Source organism: Pseudomonas marginalis (genome assembly GCF_008692035.1).
In the GTDB taxonomy this organism is placed as follows: Bacteria; Pseudomonadota; Gammaproteobacteria; order Pseudomonadales; family Pseudomonadaceae; genus Aquipseudomonas; species Aquipseudomonas marginalis.
Genome location: NZ_VTFG01000001.1, coordinates 3,384,550 through 3,406,432 on the forward strand (window position 1 = coordinate 3,384,550; position 21,883 = coordinate 3,406,432).

25 protein-coding genes and 2 pseudogenes are annotated in these 21,883 nt (G+C 63.0%); 12 read left to right on the forward strand and 15 right to left on the reverse strand.

Features of this window, described 5'->3' with window-relative positions; all coding sequences use genetic code 11:
* Nucleotides 1-25: 25 nt before the first annotated feature.
* Genes FX984_RS15805 through FX984_RS15815 form a run of 3 tightly spaced genes read right to left on the reverse strand, consistent with a single transcriptional unit; the run spans nucleotide 26 to nucleotide 1,940 of the window.
* Nucleotides 26-586 (reverse strand): rhomboid family intramembrane serine protease, encoded by a 561-nt coding sequence (locus FX984_RS15805; RefSeq protein ID WP_027605207.1) that lies wholly within the window; start codon nucleotides 584-586, stop codon nucleotides 26-28.
* Nucleotides 587-642: 56 nt separating this feature from the next.
* Complete coding sequence (locus FX984_RS15810; RefSeq protein WP_027605206.1) at nucleotides 643-1,341, reverse strand: PspA/IM30 family protein; 699 nt, start codon at nucleotides 1,339-1,341, stop codon at nucleotides 643-645.
* Between the two features lie 17 nt (nucleotides 1,342-1,358).
* On the reverse strand, nucleotides 1,359-1,940 hold the full coding sequence (locus tag FX984_RS15815) for a YjfI family protein (RefSeq protein ID WP_027605205.1): 582 nt from the start codon (nucleotides 1,938-1,940) through the stop codon (nucleotides 1,359-1,361).
* A gap of 369 nt (nucleotides 1,941-2,309) precedes the next feature.
* Here FX984_RS15815 and ycaC point away from each other — a divergent pair, with 369 nt between their 5' ends.
* The 6 genes and pseudogenes from ycaC (at nucleotide 2,310) to FX984_RS15845 (ending at nucleotide 8,423) form a co-directional block, all read left to right on the forward strand.
* A complete protein-coding gene (gene ycaC / locus FX984_RS15820) occupies nucleotides 2,310-2,942 on the forward strand; it encodes an isochorismate family cysteine hydrolase YcaC (protein ID WP_027605204.1) in 633 nt (210 codons plus the stop codon).
* A gap of 93 nt (nucleotides 2,943-3,035) precedes the next feature.
* Nucleotides 3,036-3,167 (forward strand): annotated as a pseudogene (locus tag FX984_RS32755) (DUF4172 domain-containing protein); the annotation flags it as partial.
* An 86-nt stretch (nucleotides 3,168-3,253) separates the two neighbouring features.
* On the forward strand, nucleotides 3,254-3,496 hold the full coding sequence (locus tag FX984_RS15830; RefSeq protein ID WP_003176346.1) for an exodeoxyribonuclease VII small subunit: 243 nt from the start codon (nucleotides 3,254-3,256) through the stop codon (nucleotides 3,494-3,496).
* A complete protein-coding gene (gene ispA / locus FX984_RS15835) occupies nucleotides 3,493-4,380 on the forward strand; it encodes a (2E,6E)-farnesyl diphosphate synthase (protein ID WP_146477746.1) in 888 nt (295 codons plus the stop codon). The genes FX984_RS15830 and ispA overlap by 4 nt, the downstream gene beginning before the upstream one ends.
* Nucleotides 4,381-4,490: 110 nt before the next feature.
* Nucleotides 4,491-6,389, forward strand: coding sequence for a 1-deoxy-D-xylulose-5-phosphate synthase (gene dxs, locus FX984_RS15840; RefSeq protein ID WP_146477745.1), 1,899 nt, complete (start codon nucleotides 4,491-4,493; stop codon nucleotides 6,387-6,389).
* Nucleotides 6,390-6,529: 140 nt separating this feature from the next.
* Nucleotides 6,530-8,423: pseudogene (locus FX984_RS15845) on the forward strand (TonB-dependent receptor domain-containing protein).
* 18 nt (nucleotides 8,424-8,441) lie between these two features.
* Here FX984_RS15845 and FX984_RS15850 read toward each other — a convergent pair.
* From FX984_RS15850 to nrdR, 11 genes are all read right to left on the reverse strand, one after another.
* Nucleotides 8,442-9,230, reverse strand: coding sequence for a cobalamin-binding protein (locus FX984_RS15850; protein ID WP_146477744.1), 789 nt, complete (start codon nucleotides 9,228-9,230; stop codon nucleotides 8,442-8,444).
* Entirely contained in the window at nucleotides 9,227-9,646 is a 420-nt protein-coding gene (locus FX984_RS15855; RefSeq protein WP_027605198.1) for a hypothetical protein, read from the reverse strand. Before FX984_RS15855 ends, FX984_RS15850 begins: the two co-directional genes overlap by 4 nt.
* Nucleotides 9,643-10,260, reverse strand: coding sequence for a GTP cyclohydrolase II (ribA, locus tag FX984_RS15860; RefSeq protein WP_027605197.1), 618 nt, complete (start codon nucleotides 10,258-10,260; stop codon nucleotides 9,643-9,645). Before ribA ends, FX984_RS15855 begins: the two co-directional genes overlap by 4 nt.
* Before the next feature lie 129 nt (nucleotides 10,261-10,389).
* Nucleotides 10,390-11,118, reverse strand: coding sequence for a substrate-binding periplasmic protein (locus tag FX984_RS15865; protein ID WP_146477854.1), 729 nt, complete (start codon nucleotides 11,116-11,118; stop codon nucleotides 10,390-10,392).
* Nucleotides 11,119-11,182: 64 nt separating this feature from the next.
* Nucleotides 11,183-12,148 (reverse strand): thiamine-phosphate kinase, encoded by a 966-nt coding sequence (thiL, locus tag FX984_RS15870; protein WP_027605195.1) that lies wholly within the window; start codon nucleotides 12,146-12,148, stop codon nucleotides 11,183-11,185.
* Between the two features lie 18 nt (nucleotides 12,149-12,166).
* Nucleotides 12,167-12,667 carry a transcription antitermination factor NusB gene (nusB, locus tag FX984_RS15875; protein WP_027605194.1) on the reverse strand — a complete coding sequence of 167 codons (501 nt, stop codon included), beginning with the start codon at nucleotides 12,665-12,667 and terminating at the stop codon, nucleotides 12,167-12,169.
* Complete coding sequence (gene ribH / locus FX984_RS15880) at nucleotides 12,664-13,140, reverse strand: 6,7-dimethyl-8-ribityllumazine synthase (protein ID WP_003176356.1); 477 nt, start codon at nucleotides 13,138-13,140, stop codon at nucleotides 12,664-12,666. The genes nusB and ribH overlap by 4 nt, the downstream gene beginning before the upstream one ends.
* An 88-nt stretch (nucleotides 13,141-13,228) precedes the next feature.
* Nucleotides 13,229-14,320 (reverse strand): bifunctional 3,4-dihydroxy-2-butanone-4-phosphate synthase/GTP cyclohydrolase II, encoded by a 1,092-nt coding sequence (ribBA, locus tag FX984_RS15885; protein ID WP_027605193.1) that lies wholly within the window; start codon nucleotides 14,318-14,320, stop codon nucleotides 13,229-13,231.
* Between the two features lie 15 nt (nucleotides 14,321-14,335).
* The gene (locus FX984_RS15890) at nucleotides 14,336-14,998 is read right to left on the reverse strand and encodes a riboflavin synthase (protein ID WP_065946586.1); all 663 of its coding nucleotides are present in this window, start codon (nucleotides 14,996-14,998) and stop codon (nucleotides 14,336-14,338) included.
* 47 nt (nucleotides 14,999-15,045) lie between these two features.
* Nucleotides 15,046-16,182, reverse strand: a complete 1,137-nt coding sequence (ribD, locus tag FX984_RS15895) for a bifunctional diaminohydroxyphosphoribosylaminopyrimidine deaminase/5-amino-6-(5-phosphoribosylamino)uracil reductase RibD (RefSeq protein ID WP_065942243.1) — start codon at nucleotides 16,180-16,182, stop codon at nucleotides 15,046-15,048.
* Complete coding sequence (nrdR, locus tag FX984_RS15900; protein ID WP_027605190.1) at nucleotides 16,179-16,649, reverse strand: transcriptional regulator NrdR; 471 nt, start codon at nucleotides 16,647-16,649, stop codon at nucleotides 16,179-16,181. Before nrdR ends, ribD begins: the two co-directional genes overlap by 4 nt.
* A gap of 140 nt (nucleotides 16,650-16,789) precedes the next feature.
* On the opposite strand from nrdR, the gene FX984_RS15905 reads away from it, so the two are divergent.
* The 3 genes from FX984_RS15905 to trxA are packed head-to-tail and all read left to right on the forward strand — an operon-like array spanning nucleotide 16,790 to nucleotide 18,809.
* Entirely contained in the window at nucleotides 16,790-17,245 is a 456-nt protein-coding gene (locus FX984_RS15905) for a YbaY family lipoprotein (RefSeq protein ID WP_027605189.1), read from the forward strand.
* Nucleotides 17,242-17,904, forward strand: coding sequence for a class I SAM-dependent methyltransferase (locus FX984_RS15910; protein ID WP_092358202.1), 663 nt, complete (start codon nucleotides 17,242-17,244; stop codon nucleotides 17,902-17,904). The genes FX984_RS15905 and FX984_RS15910 overlap by 4 nt, the downstream gene beginning before the upstream one ends.
* Before the next feature lie 32 nt (nucleotides 17,905-17,936).
* Nucleotides 17,937-18,809 carry a thioredoxin gene (gene trxA, locus FX984_RS15915; protein ID WP_092358200.1) on the forward strand — a complete coding sequence of 291 codons (873 nt, stop codon included), beginning with the start codon at nucleotides 17,937-17,939 and terminating at the stop codon, nucleotides 18,807-18,809.
* Here the strand turns inward: trxA and FX984_RS15920 are convergent.
* Nucleotides 18,806-19,153, reverse strand: a complete 348-nt coding sequence (locus tag FX984_RS15920) for a hypothetical protein (protein ID WP_108574238.1) — start codon at nucleotides 19,151-19,153, stop codon at nucleotides 18,806-18,808. The genes trxA and FX984_RS15920 overlap by 4 nt on opposite strands.
* Nucleotides 19,154-19,285: 132 nt before the next feature.
* On the opposite strand from FX984_RS15920, the gene FX984_RS15925 reads away from it, so the two are divergent.
* The 3 genes from FX984_RS15925 to FX984_RS15935 are packed head-to-tail and all read left to right on the forward strand — an operon-like array spanning nucleotide 19,286 to nucleotide 21,872.
* Complete coding sequence (locus tag FX984_RS15925) at nucleotides 19,286-19,888, forward strand: DUF2796 domain-containing protein (RefSeq protein WP_108574237.1); 603 nt, start codon at nucleotides 19,286-19,288, stop codon at nucleotides 19,886-19,888.
* Between the two features lie 6 nt (nucleotides 19,889-19,894).
* Nucleotides 19,895-20,605 (forward strand): ABC transporter ATP-binding protein, encoded by a 711-nt coding sequence (locus tag FX984_RS15930; protein WP_027605184.1) that lies wholly within the window; start codon nucleotides 19,895-19,897, stop codon nucleotides 20,603-20,605.
* 1 nt (nucleotide 20,606) lies between these two features.
* On the forward strand, nucleotides 20,607-21,872 hold the full coding sequence (locus FX984_RS15935; protein WP_027605183.1) for an ABC transporter permease: 1,266 nt from the start codon (nucleotides 20,607-20,609) through the stop codon (nucleotides 21,870-21,872).
* Nucleotides 21,873-21,883 lie beyond the last annotated feature (11 nt).

Sequence of the window (21,883 nt, forward strand, 5' to 3'; positions counted from 1 at the left end):
TGACTCCCTGGGTGCTCAAGTGCGTTCAGCCGGCATTAAACCTGCTGCGTGGTTGAGAGAGAAGTACCTTGGCGGCAATAAATCCGGCGAAGGCACCAAACAGATGCCCTTCGAAGGAAACGCCTTGGCGAGGCAGGAAGCCAAGGACCAGTCCGCCATACAGTACCGCCACCACACCGGCCGTGATCAGGTTGCTCCAGCTCCTGTGGAACCAGGCGCGAGACAACAGGTAGGCCCACAACCCGAACACCCAGCCGCTGGCCCCGACGTGCACACCCGCAAAACCGAACAGCCAGACCAGCGAACCGCCCAGCAGGATGATGATCGCGCTGACGGTCACAAACCGATTGAGCCCTTCGATCATCACCAGGCTGCCCAGGATCACAAAGGCAATCAGGTTGGCGCTCAGGTGGGCAAACGACCCGTGCAAAAACGGTGAGGTGAGGATGCCGGGCAGGCCCTGCAGCGTTCTCGGGATCAGGCCGAACGTCATCAGGCTGTAACCAGTCGCGGCATTGAGCAGTTGCAGCGCGACCATGAACAGCGCCAGGCCTGCGATTGTCTTGAAACCCTTCAGGGCATCCATCCTGACCTCGAGGTAAAAAAGAAGGGCAGACACTGCCCTTCCTGCGGCGACGTTGCTTACTCGGCCGATTTTTGCTTCAGACGCTCCAGAATCGCATTGGCGCTGCCTTCGTTCGGCGTGATGCCGGCGTCGCGCAGCTTGCGCTCCAGGTCGGTCCCGGTCGATGCATCTGCCAGTTCATCCTGGGCTTGCAGTTCAGCGGCGCGTTGCTGCTGCTTGGCCTGCAAGCGATTCAGCGTACCGACGGCGGTTTCCAGCTTGCCGTTGGCACCGCCGCTGGCGATGGAAGCGCTGACCTGGGCCTTCTGTACGCTGTCGCGCGCCTTGGCCATGTCCACTTGCTGGCGCAGGCTTTTGATCCGGCTTTCGGCCTTGGTGATGTCCTTGCGCATGCCTTCCGCATAGCCACCGAACTCGGTGGCTTGCTTATGCTCGACATCCCGCTCGTTGGTCAGGGTCGAGATGGCTTCGGCGACTTCCAGGGCGAGGTCTTCACGATTGGCCTGCAGGGCAGCCACGGCCTTGGACTCCAGGTCCTTGATCTTGGCGTCGTACTCGTTGACGCGATCAGTCGCCAGTTTGTGCTTGGCCATGATGCTCACCAGCTCACGCTTGGCGTTGGCCAGCGCGGTGTCGGCATCGCGGATTTCCTGATCGAGGATGCGCAGGGCCTGTTGGTCGACGATCGATTCGCCGACTTCGTTGGCACCGCCACGCAGCGCGGTGAACAATTTGCTCCAGATGGACTGAGTCATTGGATACTCCCGAATACTTAATTGAAGAAACGTTCGAAGGCTTCGCTGGCGCGCTGCACGTTGTCGACCAGGGTTTTCACCTCGGTGACGATATTGGTCAGGCTGGAATCGGAGCTCAATGCACCGAACATGTTGTAGACCACTTGCCCGTTAGGCATGGACTCGATGCCGATTGAGGACAGCGGGAACATTTCCCGGCTGCGCAACACCGCGTCATTGAATTTTGCGACATCGTTGATGGACTCGACATCGACCAGCACGGTGTCGACGATGATCTGCTCGCCCACCACCGCGATGTAAATCGGCAGGCCACCGAAGTCGTTCATTTCCAGCTTGATGCTGGACTCGGAGCCTTGAACCAGAGAAAGCGTAATGTCCTTGGACACCACGTCGTCCAGGGCCTGAAGAGCGGTGAAGAGGCGATCGATATTCCAGTTGGTACCTGCGCTCATGAAATTCTCCGACATGAATGAGCCAGCCAGAATCGGCTGGCGAAGCTGTTTCTCCATCTGCTTGAGCAGGCTTCGGTTTTCGGGAAGCACCCAAGTCTCGTGTTTCACATAGCCGGCGGCCGCCAGGCCTGCACGCATCTGCTTCATGTAAAAGCTCGATGGCTTTTTGGCGGACGGCTTCAAGCGCTCTCCCTTGAGGCTTGCTGAATCGGTATCGGGCCCTCTAGGCGGACTCGATGGAGAGCTGCTTTCCATGGTACTGACCTCGCTGTGAAAAACTCACGCGTGAGAAAATCTACAGGCATTTTTTGCCACACTCAATAGCTCACGCGTGAGATTTTTTGACTTATTTTTTCGATCATCAAAAGGACAAATCCTGCTGACAACCCATGAATTGTCTCCTTTTAGTTGACGGTATTACCCATTCCAACCGATTTATCCCCCAGCATCCACCCATTAATCTGTGCCCATGTTGAACGCAACGCCCAACCAACCTGAACAAAAAAGGATTCAACCATGAGCACTCCAACCTACAACCGCTTGAACAAAGACGACGCCGTAGTCCTGCTGGTCGACCACCAGACCGGCCTGATTTCCCTGGTGCAGGACTTCTCGCCCAACGAGTTCAAGAACAACGTGCTGGCCCTGGCCGACCTGGCCAAGTTCTTCAACCTGCCGACCATCCTCACCACCAGCTTCGAACAAGGCCCCAACGGCCCGCTGGTACCGGAGTTGAAAGAGATGTTCCCGGACGCGCCGTACATCGCCCGCCCCGGCCAGATCAATGCCTGGGACAACGAAGACTTCGTCAAGGCAATCAAGGCCACCGGCCGCAAGCAGATCATCATCGCCGGCGTGGTCACGGATGTATGCGTAGCGTTCCCGACCTTGTCGGCGCTGGCGGAAGGGTTTGAGGTGTTTGTGGTGACCGATGCCTCCGGCACGTTCAACACCACGGTGCAGCAGGCGGCGTGGAGCCGGATGACACAGGCCGGTGCACAGTTGATGAATTGGTTTTCGGTAGCCTGTGAGCTGCACCGCGACTGGCGCAACGATATCGAAGGCCTGGGGAATTTGTTGTCCCAGCGCATTCCTAACTATCGCAACTTGATGAATGGGTATGCGGCGCTGACGGCTCACCAGAAGTAAGCCAGCCGAGATTCGCGATAAGCCTGCCCTGAAAAGCAGGCTTTCGTTATTCAACCGAGCGTCCAACTCGAGTGGTTCCTTAAAACCCTGTTACGCAGCGTGGAGCAGGTATCCAAGGCGACAGCGACGCGACACCTGGCGGACCTGATGGAAAAAAACTGCCTGGTCCGTCTCCCCGGAGGCGGCCGCAGCACGCGTTATCAGGTCAATACAGGGGGCGAGTGACACTCCACTCTTTTGCCCGCTCATTTGCCCAGAATCCCCATGTCTGCTAGTGTCGCGCCGGTTTACCGTCTACCGGAATAGCCGCCATGGCCCGCAAAAAAGTTGCACTCGATTTCGAACAATCCCTCGCCGACCTGCAAACATTGGTCGAGCGTCTGGAGAACGGCGAGTTGTCGCTGGAGGACTCGCTGACGGCGTTTGAGCAAGGCATCGGCCTGACCCGTGACTGCCAGAGCGCGTTGGCGCAGGCGGAGCAGAAGGTCCAGGTATTGCTGGAGCGTGACGGAGAGTTGGCCGAAGAACCTTTCGACGCGGAACAGCCGGAATGATCGACGCGTATCAGGCCAGTAGCCAAGCCCGGGTGAATGCGGCGCTGGAGCCCTTGTTTGTTGCGCCAAGCCCGGAAATGAAGCGTCTGTATGAAGCCATGCGCTACAGCGTGATGAATGGCGGCAAGCGCGTGCGCCCGTTGCTGGCGTATGCGGCCTGTGAAGCGCTGGGCGCGCCGGCCGAGCAGGCCAACGGTGCCGCCTGTGCGGTCGAGTTGATTCACGCGTATTCCCTGGTACACGACGATTTGCCGGCGATGGACGATGACGATCTGCGTCGTGGCCAGCCCACCACCCATAAAGCCTTTGATGAAGCCTATGCGATCCTCGCCGGCGATGGCTTGCAGAGCCTGGCGTTCAGCGCGTTGCTGGACCCACGCTTGAGCAGCGTCAACGCCGAGATCCGCCTGCGCATGGTCACCGCACTGGCCCTGGCTGCCGGCCCTGCGGGCATGGTGGGCGGGCAAGCGATCGACATGGGTTCGGTCAGCGTCAAGCTGGATCAAAAAGCCCTTGAGCACATGCACCGCCACAAGACCGGCGCACTGATCGAAGCCGCCGTGCACTTGGGCGCCCTGGCCAGCGGGCGTGCCGAAACCGCGCAATTGGCGGCCCTGCAGACCTATTCCCGGGCCATTGGCCTGGCGTTCCAGGTGCAGGACGACATTCTCGACGTGGAAAGCGATACCGCCACCCTGGGCAAACGCCAGGGCGCCGATATCGCACGGGACAAGCCGACTTATCCTGCGCTGCTCGGGCTGCAAGCCGCCAAGGCCTACGCCGTGGAACTACGCGACCAGGCGCTGGACGCCCTGCGACCTTTCGACGCGGCGGCCGAGCCGCTGCGTGACCTGGCGCGGTATATCGTCGAACGCCGCCACTGATTATGGCGGCCATTGCGGCCGCATATCGGCCAAGTTCGGCGCTCTGCGTGGGCAGTTTGCGATGCTTGAGGTAAACTGCCGCCTCTTCTATACCTATAACGATTCGCCTGATGCCCACGACGTTTCAAGAGATTCCCCGCAAGCGCCCGTCCACGCCCCTGCTCGACCGTGCTGCCACGCCGGACGGCCTGCGTCGTCTGGGTGAAGCCGAGCTGGAAACCCTGGCCGATGAGTTGCGCCTGGAATTGCTCTACACGGTCGGCCAGACCGGTGGGCATTTCGGTGCCGGCCTGGGTGTCATCGAGCTGACCATCGCGTTGCACTACGTGTTCGACACCCCGGATGACCGGCTGGTGTGGGACGTGGGCCATCAGGCGTATCCGCACAAGATCCTCACGGGCCGCCGCGAGCGCATGGGCACGCTGCGCCAGAAGGACGGCGTTGCCGCCTTCCCACGCCGCGCCGAAAGCGAGTACGACACCTTTGGCGTCGGCCACTCCAGCACCTCGATCAGCGCAGCGCTGGGCATGGCGATTGCCGCCCGCCTGCAAGGCAGCGACCGCAAGGCAATCGCCGTGATCGGTGATGGCGCGCTGACTGCCGGCATGGCCTTCGAAGCGCTGAACCATGCGCCGGAAGTGAACGCCAACATGTTGGTGATCCTCAACGACAACGACATGTCGATCTCGCGCAATGTCGGTGGCCTGTCCAATTACCTGGCCAAGATTCTCTCCAGCCGCACCTACGCCAGCATGCGTGAAGGCAGCAAGAAGGTGCTCTCGCGTCTGCCCGGCGCGTGGGAAATTGCCCGGCGCACCGAAGAATATGCCAAGGGCATGCTGGTCCCCGGCACGCTGTTCGAAGAGCTGGGCTGGAACTACATCGGCCCCATCGACGGCCATGACCTGCCCACGCTGATCGCCACGCTGCGCAATATGCGCGACCTCAAGGGCCCGCAGTTCCTGCACATCGTCACCAAGAAAGGCAAAGGCTTCGCCCCGGCGGAAGTCGATCCGATCGGCTACCACGCGATCACCAAGCTCGAGCCGGTGGACGCCCCCGCCGCTGCGCCGAAAAAAGCCAGCGGGCCGAAGTACTCCGGTGTATTCGGCGAATGGCTGTGTGACATGGCCGCCGTCGACCCGCGCCTGGTGGGCATTACCCCGGCGATGAAGGAAGGCTCCGACCTGGTGGCGTTCAGCGAGCGTTTCCCGCTGCGCTATTTCGACGTGGCCATTGCCGAGCAGCACGCGGTGACCTTCGCCGCCGGCATGGCCTGTGAAGGCGCCAAGCCTGTCGTGGCGATCTACTCCACCTTCCTGCAGCGCGGTTATGACCAGTTGGTGCATGACGTCGCGGTGCAGAACCTCGACGTGCTGTTTGCCATCGACCGCGCCGGTCTAGTCGGTGAAGACGGCCCGACTCACGCGGGCAGCTTCGACCTGTCCTACTTGCGTTGCATCCCCGGCATGCTGGTGATGACGCCGAGCGACGAAAACGAACTGCGCAAGATGCTCAGCACCGGCCACCTGTATAACGGCCCGGCCGCCGTACGTTACCCACGGGGCAACGGCCCCAACGCGCTGATCGAGAAGGATCTGGAGCCTATCGAAATCGGCAAGGGCATTGTGCGTCGCCAGGGCAGCAGGACCGCGTTCCTGGTGTTTGGCGTGCAACTGGCCGAAGCCCTCAAGGTGGCTGAGAAGATCGACGCCACCGTGGTCGACATGCGCTTCGTCAAGCCGCTGGATGAAGCCCTGGTGCGCGACATCGCCGACAGTCATGAGCTGCTGGTGACCGTCGAGGAAAACGCCATCATGGGCGGTGCCGGTGCGGCGGTCAGTGAGTTCCTGGCGCGGGAAAACATCCTCAGGTCGGTGCTGCACTTGGGCTTGCCGGATACCTACGTCGAACACGCCAAGCCGGCGCAGATGCTGGCTGAATGCGGGCTGGATGAAGCAGGGATCGAGGCTTCGGTGCGCGAGCGCCTGGCGCTGCTGGCCCTGTAGAAACCGGAACCAAAATGTGGGAGGGGGCTTGCCCCCGATAGCGGTGGATCAGTTACAGCTACTGAGACTGACACACTGCAATCGGGGGCAAGCCCCCTCCCACATTTGATTGTGCCATCTTCAAACGCTATGGACAGCCCATGAAACACCTGTACCTTGCCCTGCCGCTTCTTTTGCCCTCCCCTGAATTGCTCGCCGACACCCGCGACAACGCCCTGAAACTCCCCGACGTCGTCATCAGCGCCAACCGCCAGGTCCAGGCACGCAACGACAGCAGCGCCGCCAACATCGTGTTCACCCGCGACGACATCGACCGCCTGCAACCCACCAGCCTCACCGACCTGCTCAGCCGTGTGCCCGGCGTACAAGTCGCCCCCCTCCGGTGGCCGTGGCAGTTTGCCGGGCATCTACCTGCGGGGCACCAAGTCCGCCCAAAGCCTGGTGTTGGTCGACGGCCAGCGCATCGCCAACACCACCTCCGGCGACAGCGGCCTGCAATACCTCAACGTCGACCAGATTGAGCGGGTGGAAGTGCTGCGCGGCTCGCGCTCGGTGATCTACGGCAGCGACGCGATCGGCGGCGTGATCCAGGTATTCACCCGGCGCAATGCCGCGCAAGGCGTGCAACCGCGGGTGAAACTCGGGTTCGGCAGCCACAACACCTGGGAGCGCAGCCTTGGCCTTTCGGGCGGTGACACACAGACGCGCTTCAATCTGGGCGCGAGCCTGGATGACACGGCCGGCATCAACTCAACCCGCCAGTCGTTCCCCAGCGACGGCGACCATGATGCTTATCGCAACCAGTCCGTGAGCCTGAACCTCAGCCACTCCTTCAGCGATGAACTGGAGGTGGGCTTCAATCTGTTGGATAACCGTGGCAAGTCGGAGTACGACAACAGCTTCGGCCGCTACGCCGCCACCACCGGGCAAACCGTCGGCCAGAAACCCTACACCGACTACGCCGTGAGCAGCGCCAGCGGCTATGTCGACGCCACGCTCAATGAGCACTGGCAATCGCGCCTGGAGCTGGGCCACAGCGAGAATCGCGACACCAAGCGCGACACCCTCAGCGATGATTTCAGCGTATTCAACACCTACCGCGACTCGGTCAACTGGCAGAACGACCTGACCCTGGACGATCAAAACAACCTGATCCTCGGCGGCGACTGGTACGAAGACCGCTTCCACGGCTCCACCACCTTTACCGAAAACAGCCGCTGGAACCGCGCCGCCTTTGTGCAGCATCGCTTTCACAGCGCGTGGTTTTCCACCGAACTGGGCCTGCGTCACGACCAGAACCAGCAGTTCGGCGGGCAGAACAGCTGGAGCGGCACCCTGACCTTGCCGGTCAACCCCGACAATGACCTGCTGCTGAGCTACAGCGAAAGCTTCCGCGCGCCGACCTTCAACGACCTCTATTATCCGGACACGAAGTACAGCAACCCCCACCTGCAGCCCGAAACATCAAAGAGCTACGAACTGCAGTGGCGCAGCCAGTTGAGTGACAGCACGCGCCTGGAAGCTTCGCTGTACCGCACCGATTTGAGCGATGCGATCATTCTCGACCAAACCGGCAAGCCGCAGAATGTGGCGTCGGCACGCATCAACGGTGTTGAGGCGGCGCTCAAGCAGGACCTGTTCGGCTGGCAAGGCAACCTCGGGCTGTCGATCATCGACCCCCGCGACCGCGACAGTGGCCACACCCTGGCCCGCCGGGCGCGGCGGACGTTGAGCCTGGACCTCGACCGGCAATTCGACCAGGTGGGCGTGGGCGCCAGTTGGCAGGCGATCAGCCACAGCTATGACGATGAAGCCAACACCCAGCGCCTGGGCGGCTATGGGTTACTCGGGCTGCGCGGCAGTTGGGCGGTGACACGGGAAGTGGGGCTGTCGCTGAAGGTCGACAACCTGCTGGACAAGTCTTATGCGCGGGCGCGCTACAGCTACAACGATCCGGCATTCGTCAACAATCACGATTACCGTGAAGAAGGCCGGATGTGGATGTTTGGCGTGACCTGGACACCTGAAATCTGATTGTGGCCTGGACCGGCCTCAGCGGCTCGGAGCAATCACCTGACACAGCCGCGCCAGCGCTTCCAGCATCTGCCCGCTGGGCCGTTCCAGGCCTTTATCCGGAACCAGCCGTACCCGCACCGCCATGGTTGGCCAGACCGTCCAGGCTTCCTTCTGAGCCTGATCGCCCACCAGGATCATCTCGGGATTGCGCTGCAATACCGACTCGATGCTGACCTGCGGCGCGGGCAGCTTCAGGTCGTCAAACACATTGCGCGCACCGCACACGCTCAGCGCGTCGCTGATGATCTGGCCGCCGCCCACGGTGTACAGCGGCTGGTTCCACACCTGGTAGAACACCCGCAACGGTTCGGCCCGCTGATAACGCTGACGCAACTGCGCCAGGCGCTGGAGCAGGTGCGCGGCCAATTGCCGGCCGGCGTCGGCACGACCCAATTGCTCCGCGATGGCCTGGACCTGGGTGGTGAGTTGTTCGAGGCTATGGGGTTCGGCGACGTACACCGGGATATTCAGGCGCTGCAGCTGCTCGCGCTGGGCGGGGCCGACGCTGCCGGGCCAGAGCAGGATCAGGTCGGGCTTGAGGCTCAGCAGGCGCTCCATGTCCAACTGCCCATAACGCCCAACCGACGGCACGTCCGCCAGTGCCACCGGCCGGTCGCCGCCATCGAGCACGCCCACCAGCAGGTCGGCAGCACCCAGCTCAGCCACGATTTCAGAAAGTGAAGGCGCCAGACTGACGACACGTTCGACCGCCAGGCCCTGGGCACTGAATGCCAGCAGCAGCATCGCCAGCCAGCGGCGCATCATCCCAACTGACGCGGGATGCGGTAGAGGTAAAACAACACCGTCGTCGACAGCGCCAACAGGAAAAGCGGCACCGCTTCCAGCCCGACGAACACCGCCAGTGCGCCCACCCAGGCCGGCACGGCCGCCACCATCAAGGCCGTGCGCCGACGCGCCGCCAGGGTGATCCAGGCAGCCGGTTCTTCAGCGGTATCGAGGGCTTTGGAGGTGGCGATCAGGGCGTGTTTATAGCCGTTGAAGTAGCGCAGGCTGAGGAACATCGACGCCACGCCGGCGATAAAGAACGGCATGGCCAGCACTGGCAGCAAGGGCTCGGCCTGGCCAAACACCAGGTTGATCACGAACAGCGGGAGCAGCGCCAGGGCCAGATACTGCCACCAGCTGAAGGACAGTCGCCGTTTCACCTGGCCACGGGTCACGCGCGGTCGACCTCGCCTTGATGCTCATTGCCCATCATGTGGTCGAGCTTGCTGGCCTTGGTCGCCAGGTAGAGTTTGTTATGCGGGTTATGCCCGGTGTGCAGCGGTACGCGCTCAGCCACGGCGATGCCCATCTCGGTCAAGGCCTTGACCTTGCGCGGGTTGTTGGTCATCAGGCGCAGGGACTTCACGCCCAGGTGTTCCAGCATCGGCAGGCAGATCGCGTAGTCACGCTGGTCGGCGGCGAAGCCCAGGCGCTCATTGGCCTCGACGGTATCGGCGCCGCCGTCTTGCAGCTCGTAGGCGCGAATCTTGTTCAGCAGGCCAATGCCACGGCCTTCCTGACGCAAGTACAACAGCACACCACGGCCTTCACGGGCGATGGCGCGCATCGCGGCTTCCAATTGCGAGCCGCAGTCACAGCGCTGGCTGAACAGCGCATCGCCGGTCAGGCACTCGGAGTGCACGCGACCGAGAACCGGTGCGCCATCGGCGATATCGCCGAGGCTGAGCACAACGTGCTCGCGCCCGGTGGCTTCTTCGAGAAAGCCGCTCATGGTGAACGTGGCAAAAGGGGTAGGCAGCTTGGAAGCAGCGACGAAAACGACGGGCACCGTGTGCTCCTGATTTCAGATTTCACAGAGGCGGGCATTGTAACAGCAGGTTCCTACAGACGCTTAAGCTGAATTATCGCTGATAAAGATCAATCAGTTTGATTGGCCTTCGTCCCGGTTCTATGCAGGTCAGAACGGATACGGCAGTTTCCAGCGCAGGAAAATCGGCTTCAGTTCGCCGCTTTTCACCAGGACCGCCATGCGCTGGTCAAACACGGTGCGTAATGCCCGCCCACGCTCGGTATCGGCAAACCCCACGTAGAGCGGCAGGTCGATGATGTGGGTGAGCCGGAACTGAGACGGGGCGTCCGCCTGACTGAGAACGTATCGGGCTTCGGTGAGCGCATCAATGTAGAAGTCGGCACGACCATGTTGCAGCATCGGCAAGATGCCATCGCGCCGCTGGATCTGATTGAAACGGCGTACATGGGGCAAATACGCCTCGTACTTGTAGCCCCGTACCCAGGCCAGGCGATAATCCCCCAGCGTCGCGGCGCTCGGTATCGGCGAGGTCGCCAGCCCAAGGGCGTAGATGGGGTCGGAATCGAAGTTCCAGTGCGGGTAGAGCACACCCTTGACTTCATCGCGGTAGGAACCGACCCAGCCATCCACTTCACCGCGCTGGGCCAGGCCGACCGAGCGGGTATAGGGCTCAATGCGGGTTTGCAGGGTGATCCCGACCGGTTCGAAGACGTGCCGCAACACATCCCAGGCCAGGCCGCTGCCGTCGGCATTGGTGTAGTCGTCCCAGGCCTCGCTGGCCAGCATGACCTTGCCGGGCACCACCGGCACCTCCTGCGCCTGGGACCATGCCGGAAGGGCACACAGCAGCATCAGCAGCCAGCGGCGTACATCCATGGCGATGATCTCCTGCAAATCCAGCATCCGGAACGACGTAATAGAGCGTAGTGCAGCACGCGATTCAGGGTGCCGGGCAAAAATGTTGATAGCCACGGATGGCCGGGGTGATGTCTTGCCCGAGAGCGTCAAGCAGCGTTACGCCCTGCCCCGCCTGGACCTGGCCGATAACATGCACCGGCCAACCGTCAGCCAGCAACGGCGCCAACTCGACGGGCGGCAGGGTGAACACCAGCACGTAGTCATCGCCGCCGCTCAATGCGGCGACCCGCGCCTCGTCATCACCGACAAACGCCAGCAACGCGTTGGACAGCGGCAGCTTCTGGCGCTCGATCAACAGGCTGACAGCCGAGGCCTTGGCGATATGCCCGCAATCGGCCAGAAGACCGTCAGAAATATCCATCGCCGATGTGGCCTTGCCCCGTAGAGCCAGGCCCAGGGCCAACTGCGGTTGTGGCGACCAGTAATGGGCCAGCAGCGGGTCGGCAATCGCAGCATCGGCGCTGCGCTGCCCCAATACCAGCGGCAAGGCACCGGCGGCATTACCCAACTCGCCGCCGACACACAAGAGATCGCCCGGCTGTGCGCCGCTGCGGGTCAACGCTTGACCGGCCGGGACACGTCCAAACACGGTCAGGGTCAGGCTCAGCGGACCGCGCGTGGTGTCGCCGCCCACCAGGCCCACACCGCAGTTTTGCGCCATGGCGTTCAACCCCTGGGCATAGCGTTGCAGCCAATCGGCATCGACGGTCGGCGTAGTGAGTGCGAGGGTAAACGCGAGGGGGTGGGCGCCCATGGCGGCCAGGTCGCTGACCGCCACGGCCAGCGAGCGCTGGCCGAGCAGGAACGGGTCACAGGGGTCGGCAAAGTGCACGCCGGCCACCAAGGTATCGGTGGAAATTGCCAGCTGCTCCCCGGCGGGGAGCGCCAGCAGGGCACAGTCGTCGCCGATCCCCAGGGCAATGCCCTCGCCGCCCTGTGCGCACGGCGCGGCGGCGAAGTACTGGTGGATCAGCTCGAACTCGCCCATTCAGGACTCAAGCGCAGGTTAGCGCTTGTACGCCTTCACTTCGGCTTCACGCAGGCGCGGGGCCAGCTTGTCGAGCACGCCGTTGACGAACTTGTGACCGTCGGTCGAACCGTAGACTTTCGCCAGTTCGATGCCTTCGTTGATCACCACGCGGTACGGCACGTCGACGCGCTTGAGCAGCTCCCAGGTGGACAGGCGCAGTACGGCCAGTTCAACCGGATCCAGCTCTTCGAGGGTCAGGTCCAGGCACGGCGTCAATGCCGCATCGATCTCGGCCAGGTTGGCCGGAACGCCGTGCAGGATGTCGTGGAAGTAGCTCTGGTCGGCAAACGTGAAGTCGTTATCGACGCGAAACTGCGCTTCGATCTCGTTCAGCGAGGTGCCAGCCATGTGACGCTGGTACAGCGCCTGGGTGGCAAGCTGGCGGGCAGCACGGCGCTTTTCGCTTTTCGAAGGCTTGCCGGCGTCCGCTGGACGCTCGTCGCGTGGGTTGAAGCAATCGCTCTCGTCGGAAATCACTTGGCCTCCAACTGCGACAGCAGGCTGACCATTTCCAGGGCGGACAGGGCAGCTTCAGCGCCTTTGTTGCCGGCCTTGGTGCCGGAGCGCTCGATGGCTTGCTCGATGGAATCCACGGTCAGTACGCCGAAAGCGACTGGCACGCCGAACTCCATGGACACCTGGGCCAGGCCCTTGGTGCATTCGCCGGCCACGTATTCGAAGTGCGGAGTACCGCCACGAATGACCGCGCCCAGGGCGATGATCGCCGCGTATTCACCCTGCTGAGCAACTTTTTGCGCAACCAGTGGAATTTCGAAGGCGCCAGGGGCGCGGATGATAGTGATGTCGCTCTCGCTCACACCGTGGCGAACCAGGGCATCCACGGCACCGCTTACCAGGCTTTCAACCACGAAGCTGTTGAAGCGGCCAACCACCAGGGCATAGCGGCCTTTGGGGGCGATGAAGGTACCTTCGATGGTCTTCAGGGTCATTCGACAAATCTCTTAAAGAGCCGGGACGCGAAAAGTGCGTCCCTCAGTGATGATTTAACCGCGAACAAGGGGCAAAAAGCGCCGGCCTTTATTCGGAGGGCACGTATTCTACAACTTCCAGATCGAATCCGGATATCGCATTAAATTTCATCGGTGCGCTCATCAGGCGCATTTTGCGCACACCGAGGTCACGCAGGATCTGCGAACCGGCACCGACGATGCTGTAGGTGGTCGGCGTTTTCACCTGGGTCTGCTCGGCGGTTTCGCGAATATGCGCGAGCAGCACGTCGCCATCCACCGGGTTACCCAGCAGCAGCACCACACCGCTGCCGGCCTCGGACACCGCAGCCATCGCGGCGCGCAGGCTCCAGCGGCCCGGTTGCTTGACCATCAGCAGGTCGCGCAGCGGGTCCATGTTGTGCACGCGCACCAGGGTCGGCTCGTCGGCGCAGATGGTGCCCAGGGTCAGGGCCATGTGCACGTCGCCTTCCACCGAATCACGGTAGGTCACCAAATTGAATTGGCCCAGTTCGCTGTCCAGTGGCTGCTCGGCAATCCGCTGAACGGTACGTTCGTGGATCATCCGGTAGTGAATCAGGTCGGCAATGGTGCCGACCTTGATGTTGTGTTCGGCGGCAAAGGCTTCGAGTTCGGCGCGGCGGGCCATGGTGCCGTCGTCGTTCATCACTTCGCAGATCACGCCACAGGGCTCGAAACCGGCCATGCGCGCCAGGTCGCAGGCGGCTTCGGTGTGGCCGGCGCGAGCGAGGGTGCCGCCCGGTTGAGCCATCAACGGGAAGATGTGGCCGGGGCTGACGATGTCTTCGGCCTTGGCGTCCTTGGCGGCAGCGGCTTGCACGGTGCGGGCACGGTCGGCGGCGGAAATGCCGGTGGTGACGCCGGTGGTCGCTTCAATCGATACGGTGAACTTGGTACCAAACCCTGAACCATTGCGCGGCGCCATCAACGGCAGCTTGAGCAGCTCGCAGCGCTCGCGGCTCATGGGCATGCAGATCAAGCCACGGGCGTGCTTGGCCATGAAGTTGATGTGCTCAGGCTTGCAGGCCTCGGCGGCCATGATGATATCGCCTTCGTTTTCGCGGTCTTCGTCATCCATCAGGATGACCATCTTGCCTTGGCGGATGTCTTCAACCAGTTCTTCGATGCTATTGAGCGCCACAGGGCACCCCCTTGGTCAGGATTTCAGGTAGCCGTTAGCGGCCAGAAAACTTTCGGTGATGTTACCGGCGGCAGGCTCTGCGGCCTTATCGCCCATAAGCAGGCGCTCCAGGTAACGGGCAAGCAAGTCGACCTCCAGGTTCACCCGGCGACCAGGCTGGTACGACGCCATGATGGTCTCGCTCAGGGTGTGGGGAATGATGGTCAGTTCGAATTCGGCGCCATTCACGGCGTTCACGGTCAGGCTGGTGCCGTCGACGGTGATCGAGCCTTTGTGGGCAATGTACTTGGCCAGCTCCTTGGGCGCGCGGATGCGGAATTCCACGGCGCGCGCATTTTCGCTGCGGGCCACCACTTCGCCGACGCCGTCGACGTGGCCACTGACCAGGTGGCCGCCCAGGCGAGTGGTCGGGGTCAGGGCTTTTTCCAGGTTGACCGGGCTGCCGGCCTTGAGGTCGTTCATCGCGGTGCAGTCCAGGGTTTCCCGGCTGACGTCGGCGGCAAAGCCGTTGCCCGGCAGTTCGACGACGGTCAGGCACACGCCGCTGACGGCGATGCTGTCCCCCAGCTTGACGTCGCCGAGGTCGAGCTTGCCGGTTTCAACCAGCAGGCGCACGTCGCCGCCCTTGGGGGTCATGGCGCGGATGCTGCCGATGGATTCGATAATGCCGGTGAACATGGCCTTCTCCTGGAAAACGGTGCGGGCACTTGAGCGCCCGGTCAGAATTATACGCTCGCTGCTGGCACAGGGATGGCAGTGACTCGCCAGTCGTCGCCTACAGCGCGCATTTCAGTGATCTTGAGTTGGGGCGCGTCGGCCAGCTTCTCAAGTGGCCAGTCCAGCAAAGGCCGGGCAGCGGAGCCGAGGAACTTGCCGGCGACGAAAATCACGTATTCGTCCACCAGGCCCTGCTGGGCAAACGCGCCCGCCAGGCTTGGGCCGGCTTCCACCAAGACGTCGTTGACACCACGGGCGGCCAGCGCCACCAGCGCCGAGCGCAGGTCGACCTGGCCGTCCACGCCCGGCACCACCAGGCATTCGGGGCCACGGGGGAACTGGTTCTCCGCGGTGACGCAGGTGATGACCAACGCCGGGCCGGCCTTGAAGAACGGTGCGTTGAGCGGCACGCGCAAACGGCCGTCGATCAGCACACGCAGCGGCGGGCGCGACATGGCCAGGGCCGTGGTGGCGTCGTCCAGGCCGAGTTCGGCGGCGCGTACGGTCAGGCGTGCGCCGTCGGCCAATACGGTGTCGGCACCGGTCAGCACCACGCTGGCTTCGGCGCGCAGGCGCTGCACGGCGGCGCGGGCGGCGGGGCCGGTGATCCATTGGCTTTCGCCGCTGGCCATGGCAGTGCGGCCGTCCAAACTCATCGCCAGCTTGACCCGCACAAACGGCAGGCCATGCTCCATACGCTTGAGGAAGCCCTTATTCAGGGCCCTGGCTTCACCTTCCAGCACGCCGCTGCGCACCTCGATTCCGGCCTGGGCCAGGCGCTGCATGCCGCGCCCGGCGACTTCCGGGTTGGGGTCCTGCATCGCTGCGACCACCCGCGCCAGCCCGGCACTCACCAGCGCATCGGCGCACGGCGGGGTGTGGCCGTAGTGGCTGCAGGGCTCGAGGGTTACGTACGCCGTGGCGCCGCGCGCCTTGTCACCGGCAGCCCGCAAGGCATGCACTTCCGCATGGGGCTCGCCGGTGCGCACATGCCAGCCTTCGCCGACAATCTGCCCAGCGCGGACAATCACGCAGCCCACACGCGGGTTGGGGTGGGTGGTGTACAGGCCGTTGCGCGCCAGTTCGAGGGCGCGGGCCATGTAATGAGCGTCCAGCACAGCCTGTTCAGCAGAAAGTGGGTTCATTCTTTGACCGGCTCACGGGCCAGGCGGTCGATCTCTTCGCGGAACTCGTTGAGGTCCTGGAAGCGTCGATACACCGAGGCGAAACGGATATAGGCGACTTCGTCGAGCTTTTGCAGCTCGCCCATCACCAGCTCTCCCACCACCAGGCTCTTGACCTCGCGTTCGCCGGTGGCGCGCAGCTTGTGCTTGATATGCGCCAGCGCCGCCTCCAGCCGCTCGACACTCACCGGGCGTTTTTCCAGGGCGCGCTGCATACCGGCGCGCAGTTTTTCTTCGTCGAAGGGCTGGCGGCTGCCGTCGGACTTGATCAGGCGCGGCAATACCAGTTCGGCGGTTTCGAAGGTGGTGAAACGTTCACCGCAGCCAGAGGCCAGGCATTCGCGCCGGCGACGCACTTGATCGCCCTCGGCGACCAGACGCGAGTCAATGACCTTGGTGTCGTTGGCACCGCAGAAGGGACAGTGCATGGTGGCAGGCAACAAAAAAAGGGAGGGCCATGGTAGCGCATCCCTGTGGCAAGACAAGCCATAGCCTTTACGGTATATAGGCAGGCCTATATGTTTCTTATATTTCAAGCCACGGATTTTGTCCTTTTCTGGAGCCGTACATGCAGTTACGACCACTTGTTTTGCTCACCGTGTTCAGTGTCCTGGTCGCCTGCAGCAGCGAAGCCCCCAAGCCGGCCGCCCCTCAACCGACGCCCGCACAAGAGAAAAAAGTCCCCGGCATTGAAGACCTCGGTCCCCTGCCCGCCTATCAACGCGAAATCAGCGGCAGCCTCACCAACGTACCGGCCGGCGCCGAAGTCGAGATGGCGCTGCTGGTGATCGATGACCGTTCGCGCCCGCAACAACTGTTGGCGAGCAGCGTCTTGACCGGCAACGGCAAGCCCCTGGCCTTCCGCCTGCGCTACAACCCCGAGGCGTTCCCAGCCGGTGCGCGGGTTGAATTGCGTGGCCGTGCCAGCCAATCCGGCCAGTTGATCCTGCACCTGCCTGCCGTGCGCATCACCCAGGCGATCACCCAGACCACCGGCCCTCTGGAACTCGTCAAGGCGCCATGACGCCGCCGCTGGACTTGCAGCGCGCCCTGAGCGCGCTGATCGGCGACGCCCAACTGGTGCCCTGCCCGCTGCCGGGCACCGCGCTTTCATTGTGGCTGCTGGATGCGGACAACATGAACCGCGCCTTCAGCCCCGAGGAAACCCGACGCATCCTGCATGAACCGCCCTACTGGAGTTTTTGCTGGGCCAGCGGCTTGGCGCTGGCGCGGTATCTGGCGGCGAACCCGCAATGGGTGAAAGGCAAGCGCGTGCTGGATTTCGGCGCGGGCTCCGGTGTGGCCGGGATTGCCGCGGTCAAAGCCGGCGCGCTGGAAGTGGTGGCCTGCGACCTGGACCCGCTGGCGTTAGCGTCCTGCCGGGCGAATGCCGAACTCAACGGTGTGGAACTGAGTTACTCGGCGGACTTTTTCGCCGAAGCCGATCGCTTCGACCTGATCCTGGTCGCCGACGTGCTCTACGACCGCGCCAACCTGCCGTTGCTCGACCACTTCCTCAGCCGAGGCCGCGAAGCGCTGGTGGCGGACTCGCGCGTGCGGGACTTCCAGCACCCGGCTTATCAACGGCTGGAGATACTCGATGCACTGACGTTGCCGGACTTGGCCGAGCCTTGGGAGTTTCGCAAGGTGAGCCTGTACCATTCGCGGCGCCAGCCCTTATAGTTGCCCCATTCCCGCTTTATTCGAGACGCCCCATGAGTGAACCCACGCCGTACATCTTCGACGTCACCAGCGCCAATTTCGACCAGGCCGTGATCCAGAACTCCTTCGAAAAACCCGTGCTCGTGGATTTCTGGGCCGAGTGGTGCGCGCCGTGCAAGGCGTTGATGCCGATGCTGGCGCAGATTGCCCAGAGTTATCAGGGTGAGCTGCTGCTGGCCAAGGTCGATTGCGAGGCGGAGCAGGACATCGTCGCGCGCTTTGGCATTCAAAGCCTGCCGACGGTGGTGCTGTTCAAGGATGGCCAGCCGGTGGATGGGTTTGCCGGGGCGCAGCCGGAGTCGGCGGTGCGGGCGCTGCTGGAGCCTCACGTGAAGATGCCACCACCGGCGGCGGCTGACCCACTGGAGCAGGCCCAGGCGCTGTTTGCCGATGGCCGCATCAGCGACGCCGAGGCCGTGCTGGTGGCGCTGCTGGGTGAAGACAACACCAACGCCGCCGCGTTGATTCTGTACGCCCGTTGCCTGGCCGAACGCGGTGAGTTGGGTGAAGCCCAAACCGTGCTCGATGCGGTGAAGAGCGATGACCACAAAGCAGCGCTCGCCGGCGCCAAGGCGCAAATCACCTTCCTGCGCCAGGCCGCCGACCTGCCGGACGCCGCCGAGCTGAAAAGCCGCCTGGCGCAAAACCCGCAGGATGACGAAGCCGCCTATCAACTGGCGATTCAGCAACTGGCGCGCCAGCAGTACGACGCGGCGCTGGAAGGCTTGCTCAAGCTGTTTATCCGCAACCGCAGCTACAGCGAAGGCCTGCCGCACAAGACCTTGCTGCAGGTATTCGAACTGTTGGGCAATGATCACCCGCTGGTGACCGTGTACCGCCGCAAGTTGTTCGCCGCGCTGTACTAATCGCCGATCCAACTGTACAGCGGCGTATCCCCGCCGCTGGCCACCTTGACCTTGGCGCTATGGCGCAGGCGCACCAACAGGCGCTTGCCCGCCGCGGCATCCCCCGCCAAACCTTCCAGTCGATCAAGCAGTTCCAGGCCACTGAGTTGCCCGGCGTTGCGCAACAGGTCCTGGGCGTTCTGCCACAGATCATCGTTCGGCTTGACCGGCGCTGCCGGCGCGGCGGGCGCACTTGCCATGGGCGTTGCCTGCAACTGCGCGCCGAGTCGTGCCCAATCGCCGTCGTCCAGCTCCAGGGTCAAGTCCACCGGCAGGTCGCCGATGGTTCCACGAATTCGCAACATCGTCCTTACTCCTGCATTTTTTCTGACGAGCATGCTCCCATGCGGCTTGCGCAACGCCAAGCGGGCGGGCAAACTCTCGGCACTATTGTTATAAGATCACATAACAAAACTTTCATCTCCTGGAGCTTTCCCATGCGCCGTCTGTTGCTTGCTTTGCCGTTTGCCCTGTTGCCACTCGCCATCGCTCACGCTGCCGACGAGCATGACCACGATCACGAACACGGCAGCCTCGGCGCCCACGAACATGGCGTCGGCCGCCTTAACGCGGTACTCGACGGCCAGGCCCTGGAGCTTGAACTGGACAGCCCGGCGATGAACCTGGTGGGTTTCGAACACCTCGCCACCAGCGCAGCCGACAAAGCCAAGGTCGCCGCTGCACGCAAACAACTGGAGAACCCACTGGCGCTGTTCAACCTGCCCAAGGCCGCGGGTTGCGTGATCAGCTCCCAGGAACTCAACAGCCCGCTGTTCGGCGACAAACCGGAAGCCGACCACGATGACGATGATCATGATGACGACGCCAAAGACGGCGCCCACGAGCATCATCACGATCACAGTGAAATCCACGCCCACTACCAATTCACCTGTGCCACGCCGACCGCCCTGGGCAACCTGGACCTGACCCAGGTGTTCAAGACCTTCCCCGCCACCCAGAAAATTCAGGTACAACTGATCGGCCCGAGCGGCCAGCAAGGTGTTGAAGCGACCGCCACCGCAGCCACCCTGAAGTTCTGAGTGCCCATGACCCACCCATTGATCGAACTGTCTGACCTGGGCTTCAACTGGCCCGGTCACCCACAGTTGCTGGACATCCCCGCGTTCCGCCTGGAAGCGGGGGAAACCCTGTTTCTGAAGGGGCCGAGCGGCAGTGGCAAAACCACCTTGCTCGGCCTGCTCGGCGGTGTGCAGAAGCCCAGCCAGGGCAGCATCCGCCTGCTCGGCCAGGAGCTGACCGAACTCTCGGCCGGCGCCCGGGACCGCTTTCGTGTTGACCACACCGGCTATATCTTCCAGCAGTTCAACCTGCTGCCGTTCCTGTCGGTGCGCGAGAACGTCGAGTTGCCCTGCCACTTTTCCAAGCTGCGCGCGCAACGGGCGATCCAACGCCACGGCAGCGTCGACCAGGCCGCCGCGACCTTGCTGGCGCACCTGGGTTTGAAGGACAAAGACCTGCTGGAGCGCCGTGCCGACTCGTTGTCCATCGGCCAACAGCAACGGGTGGCCGCCGCCCGTGCACTGATCGGCCAACCGGAGTTGGTGATCGCCGACGAGCCCACTTCCGCCCTGGACTACGACGCCCGCGAAGCCTTCATTCGACTGCTGTTCGCCGAATGCCGCGAAGCCGGCGCCAGCCTGTTGTTTGTCAGCCATGACCAGAGCCTGGCGCCGCTGTTCGACCGCAACCTGTCGCTGGCCGAACTCAATCGCGCCGCCACGCCCGCAGAGGTTTGAGATGTATCTGTTTCGTCTAGCCATGGCCAGCCTGGCTAACCGCCGCTTTACCGCGATCCTCACCGCCTTCGCCATCGCCTTGTCGGTGTGCCTGCTGCTGGCGGTGGAACGCGTGCGCGTTGAGGCCCGCAACAGTTTCGCCAGCACCATCAGCGGCACCGACCTGATCGTCGGCGCGCGCTCCGGTTCGGTCAACCTGCTGCTGTACTCGGTGTTCCGCATCGGCAACGCCACCAACAACATTCGGTGGGACAGCTACGAGCACTTCGCCGCCAGCCCCCAGGTGAAATGGGCCATCCCGATTTCCCTCGGCGACTCCCATCGCGGTTACCGGGTGATGGGCACCAACGAGTCGTACTTCGAGCACTACCAGTACGGGCGCAAACAGAACCTGGAACTGGCCAGCGGCCGCGCCTTCGCCACCGACCCGTTCGAAGTGGTGCTCGGCGCCGAAGTCGCCGATGCCCTGCACTACAAGCTCGGCGACAAGCTGGTGCTGGCCCACGGCGTGGCGGTGGTCAGCCTGGTAAAACACGATGACAAACCGTTCACCGTGGTCGGTATTCTCAAGCGCACCGGCACGCCGGTGGACCGCACGCTGCATATCAGCCTCGGCGGCATGGAGGCGATCCATATCGACTGGCACAACGGCGTACCGGCCCAGGGCAAAGGCCGCATCAGTGCCGACCAGGCGCGCAACATGGACCTCACCCCGCAAGCCATCACGGCCTTTATGCTCGGCCTGAACAACAAGATTTCCACCTTCGCCCTGCAGCGGGAGATCAACGAATTCCGTGGCGAACCGATGCTGGCGATCCTGCCCGGCGTGGCGCTGCAAGAGCTGTGGAGCATGATGGGCACCGCCGAAAAAGCCTTGTTCGTGATCTCGCTGTTCGTGGTGCTGACCGGTTTGATCGGCATGCTCACCGCAATCCTCACCAGCCTCAACGAACGCCGCCGCGAAATGGCGATCCTGCGCTCGGTGGGCGCGCGGCCGTGGCATATCGCAACCTTGCTGATTTTCGAAGCCTTCGCCCTGGCCCTGTCCGGGGTGATCGCAGGCGTGGGCTTGCTGTATGTGTGCATCGCCGCATCGCGCGGGTATTTGCAGGCCAATTACGGCCTCGACCTGCCGATGTCGTGGCCCAGCGAATATGAATGGACCCTGCTCGCCGGTATCCTGGCGGCAGCGCTATTGATGGGCAGCGTGCCCGCCTGGCGCGCCTACCGACAATCCCTGGCCGATGGGCTGTCCATACGTTTATGAGGAAGGCTTCG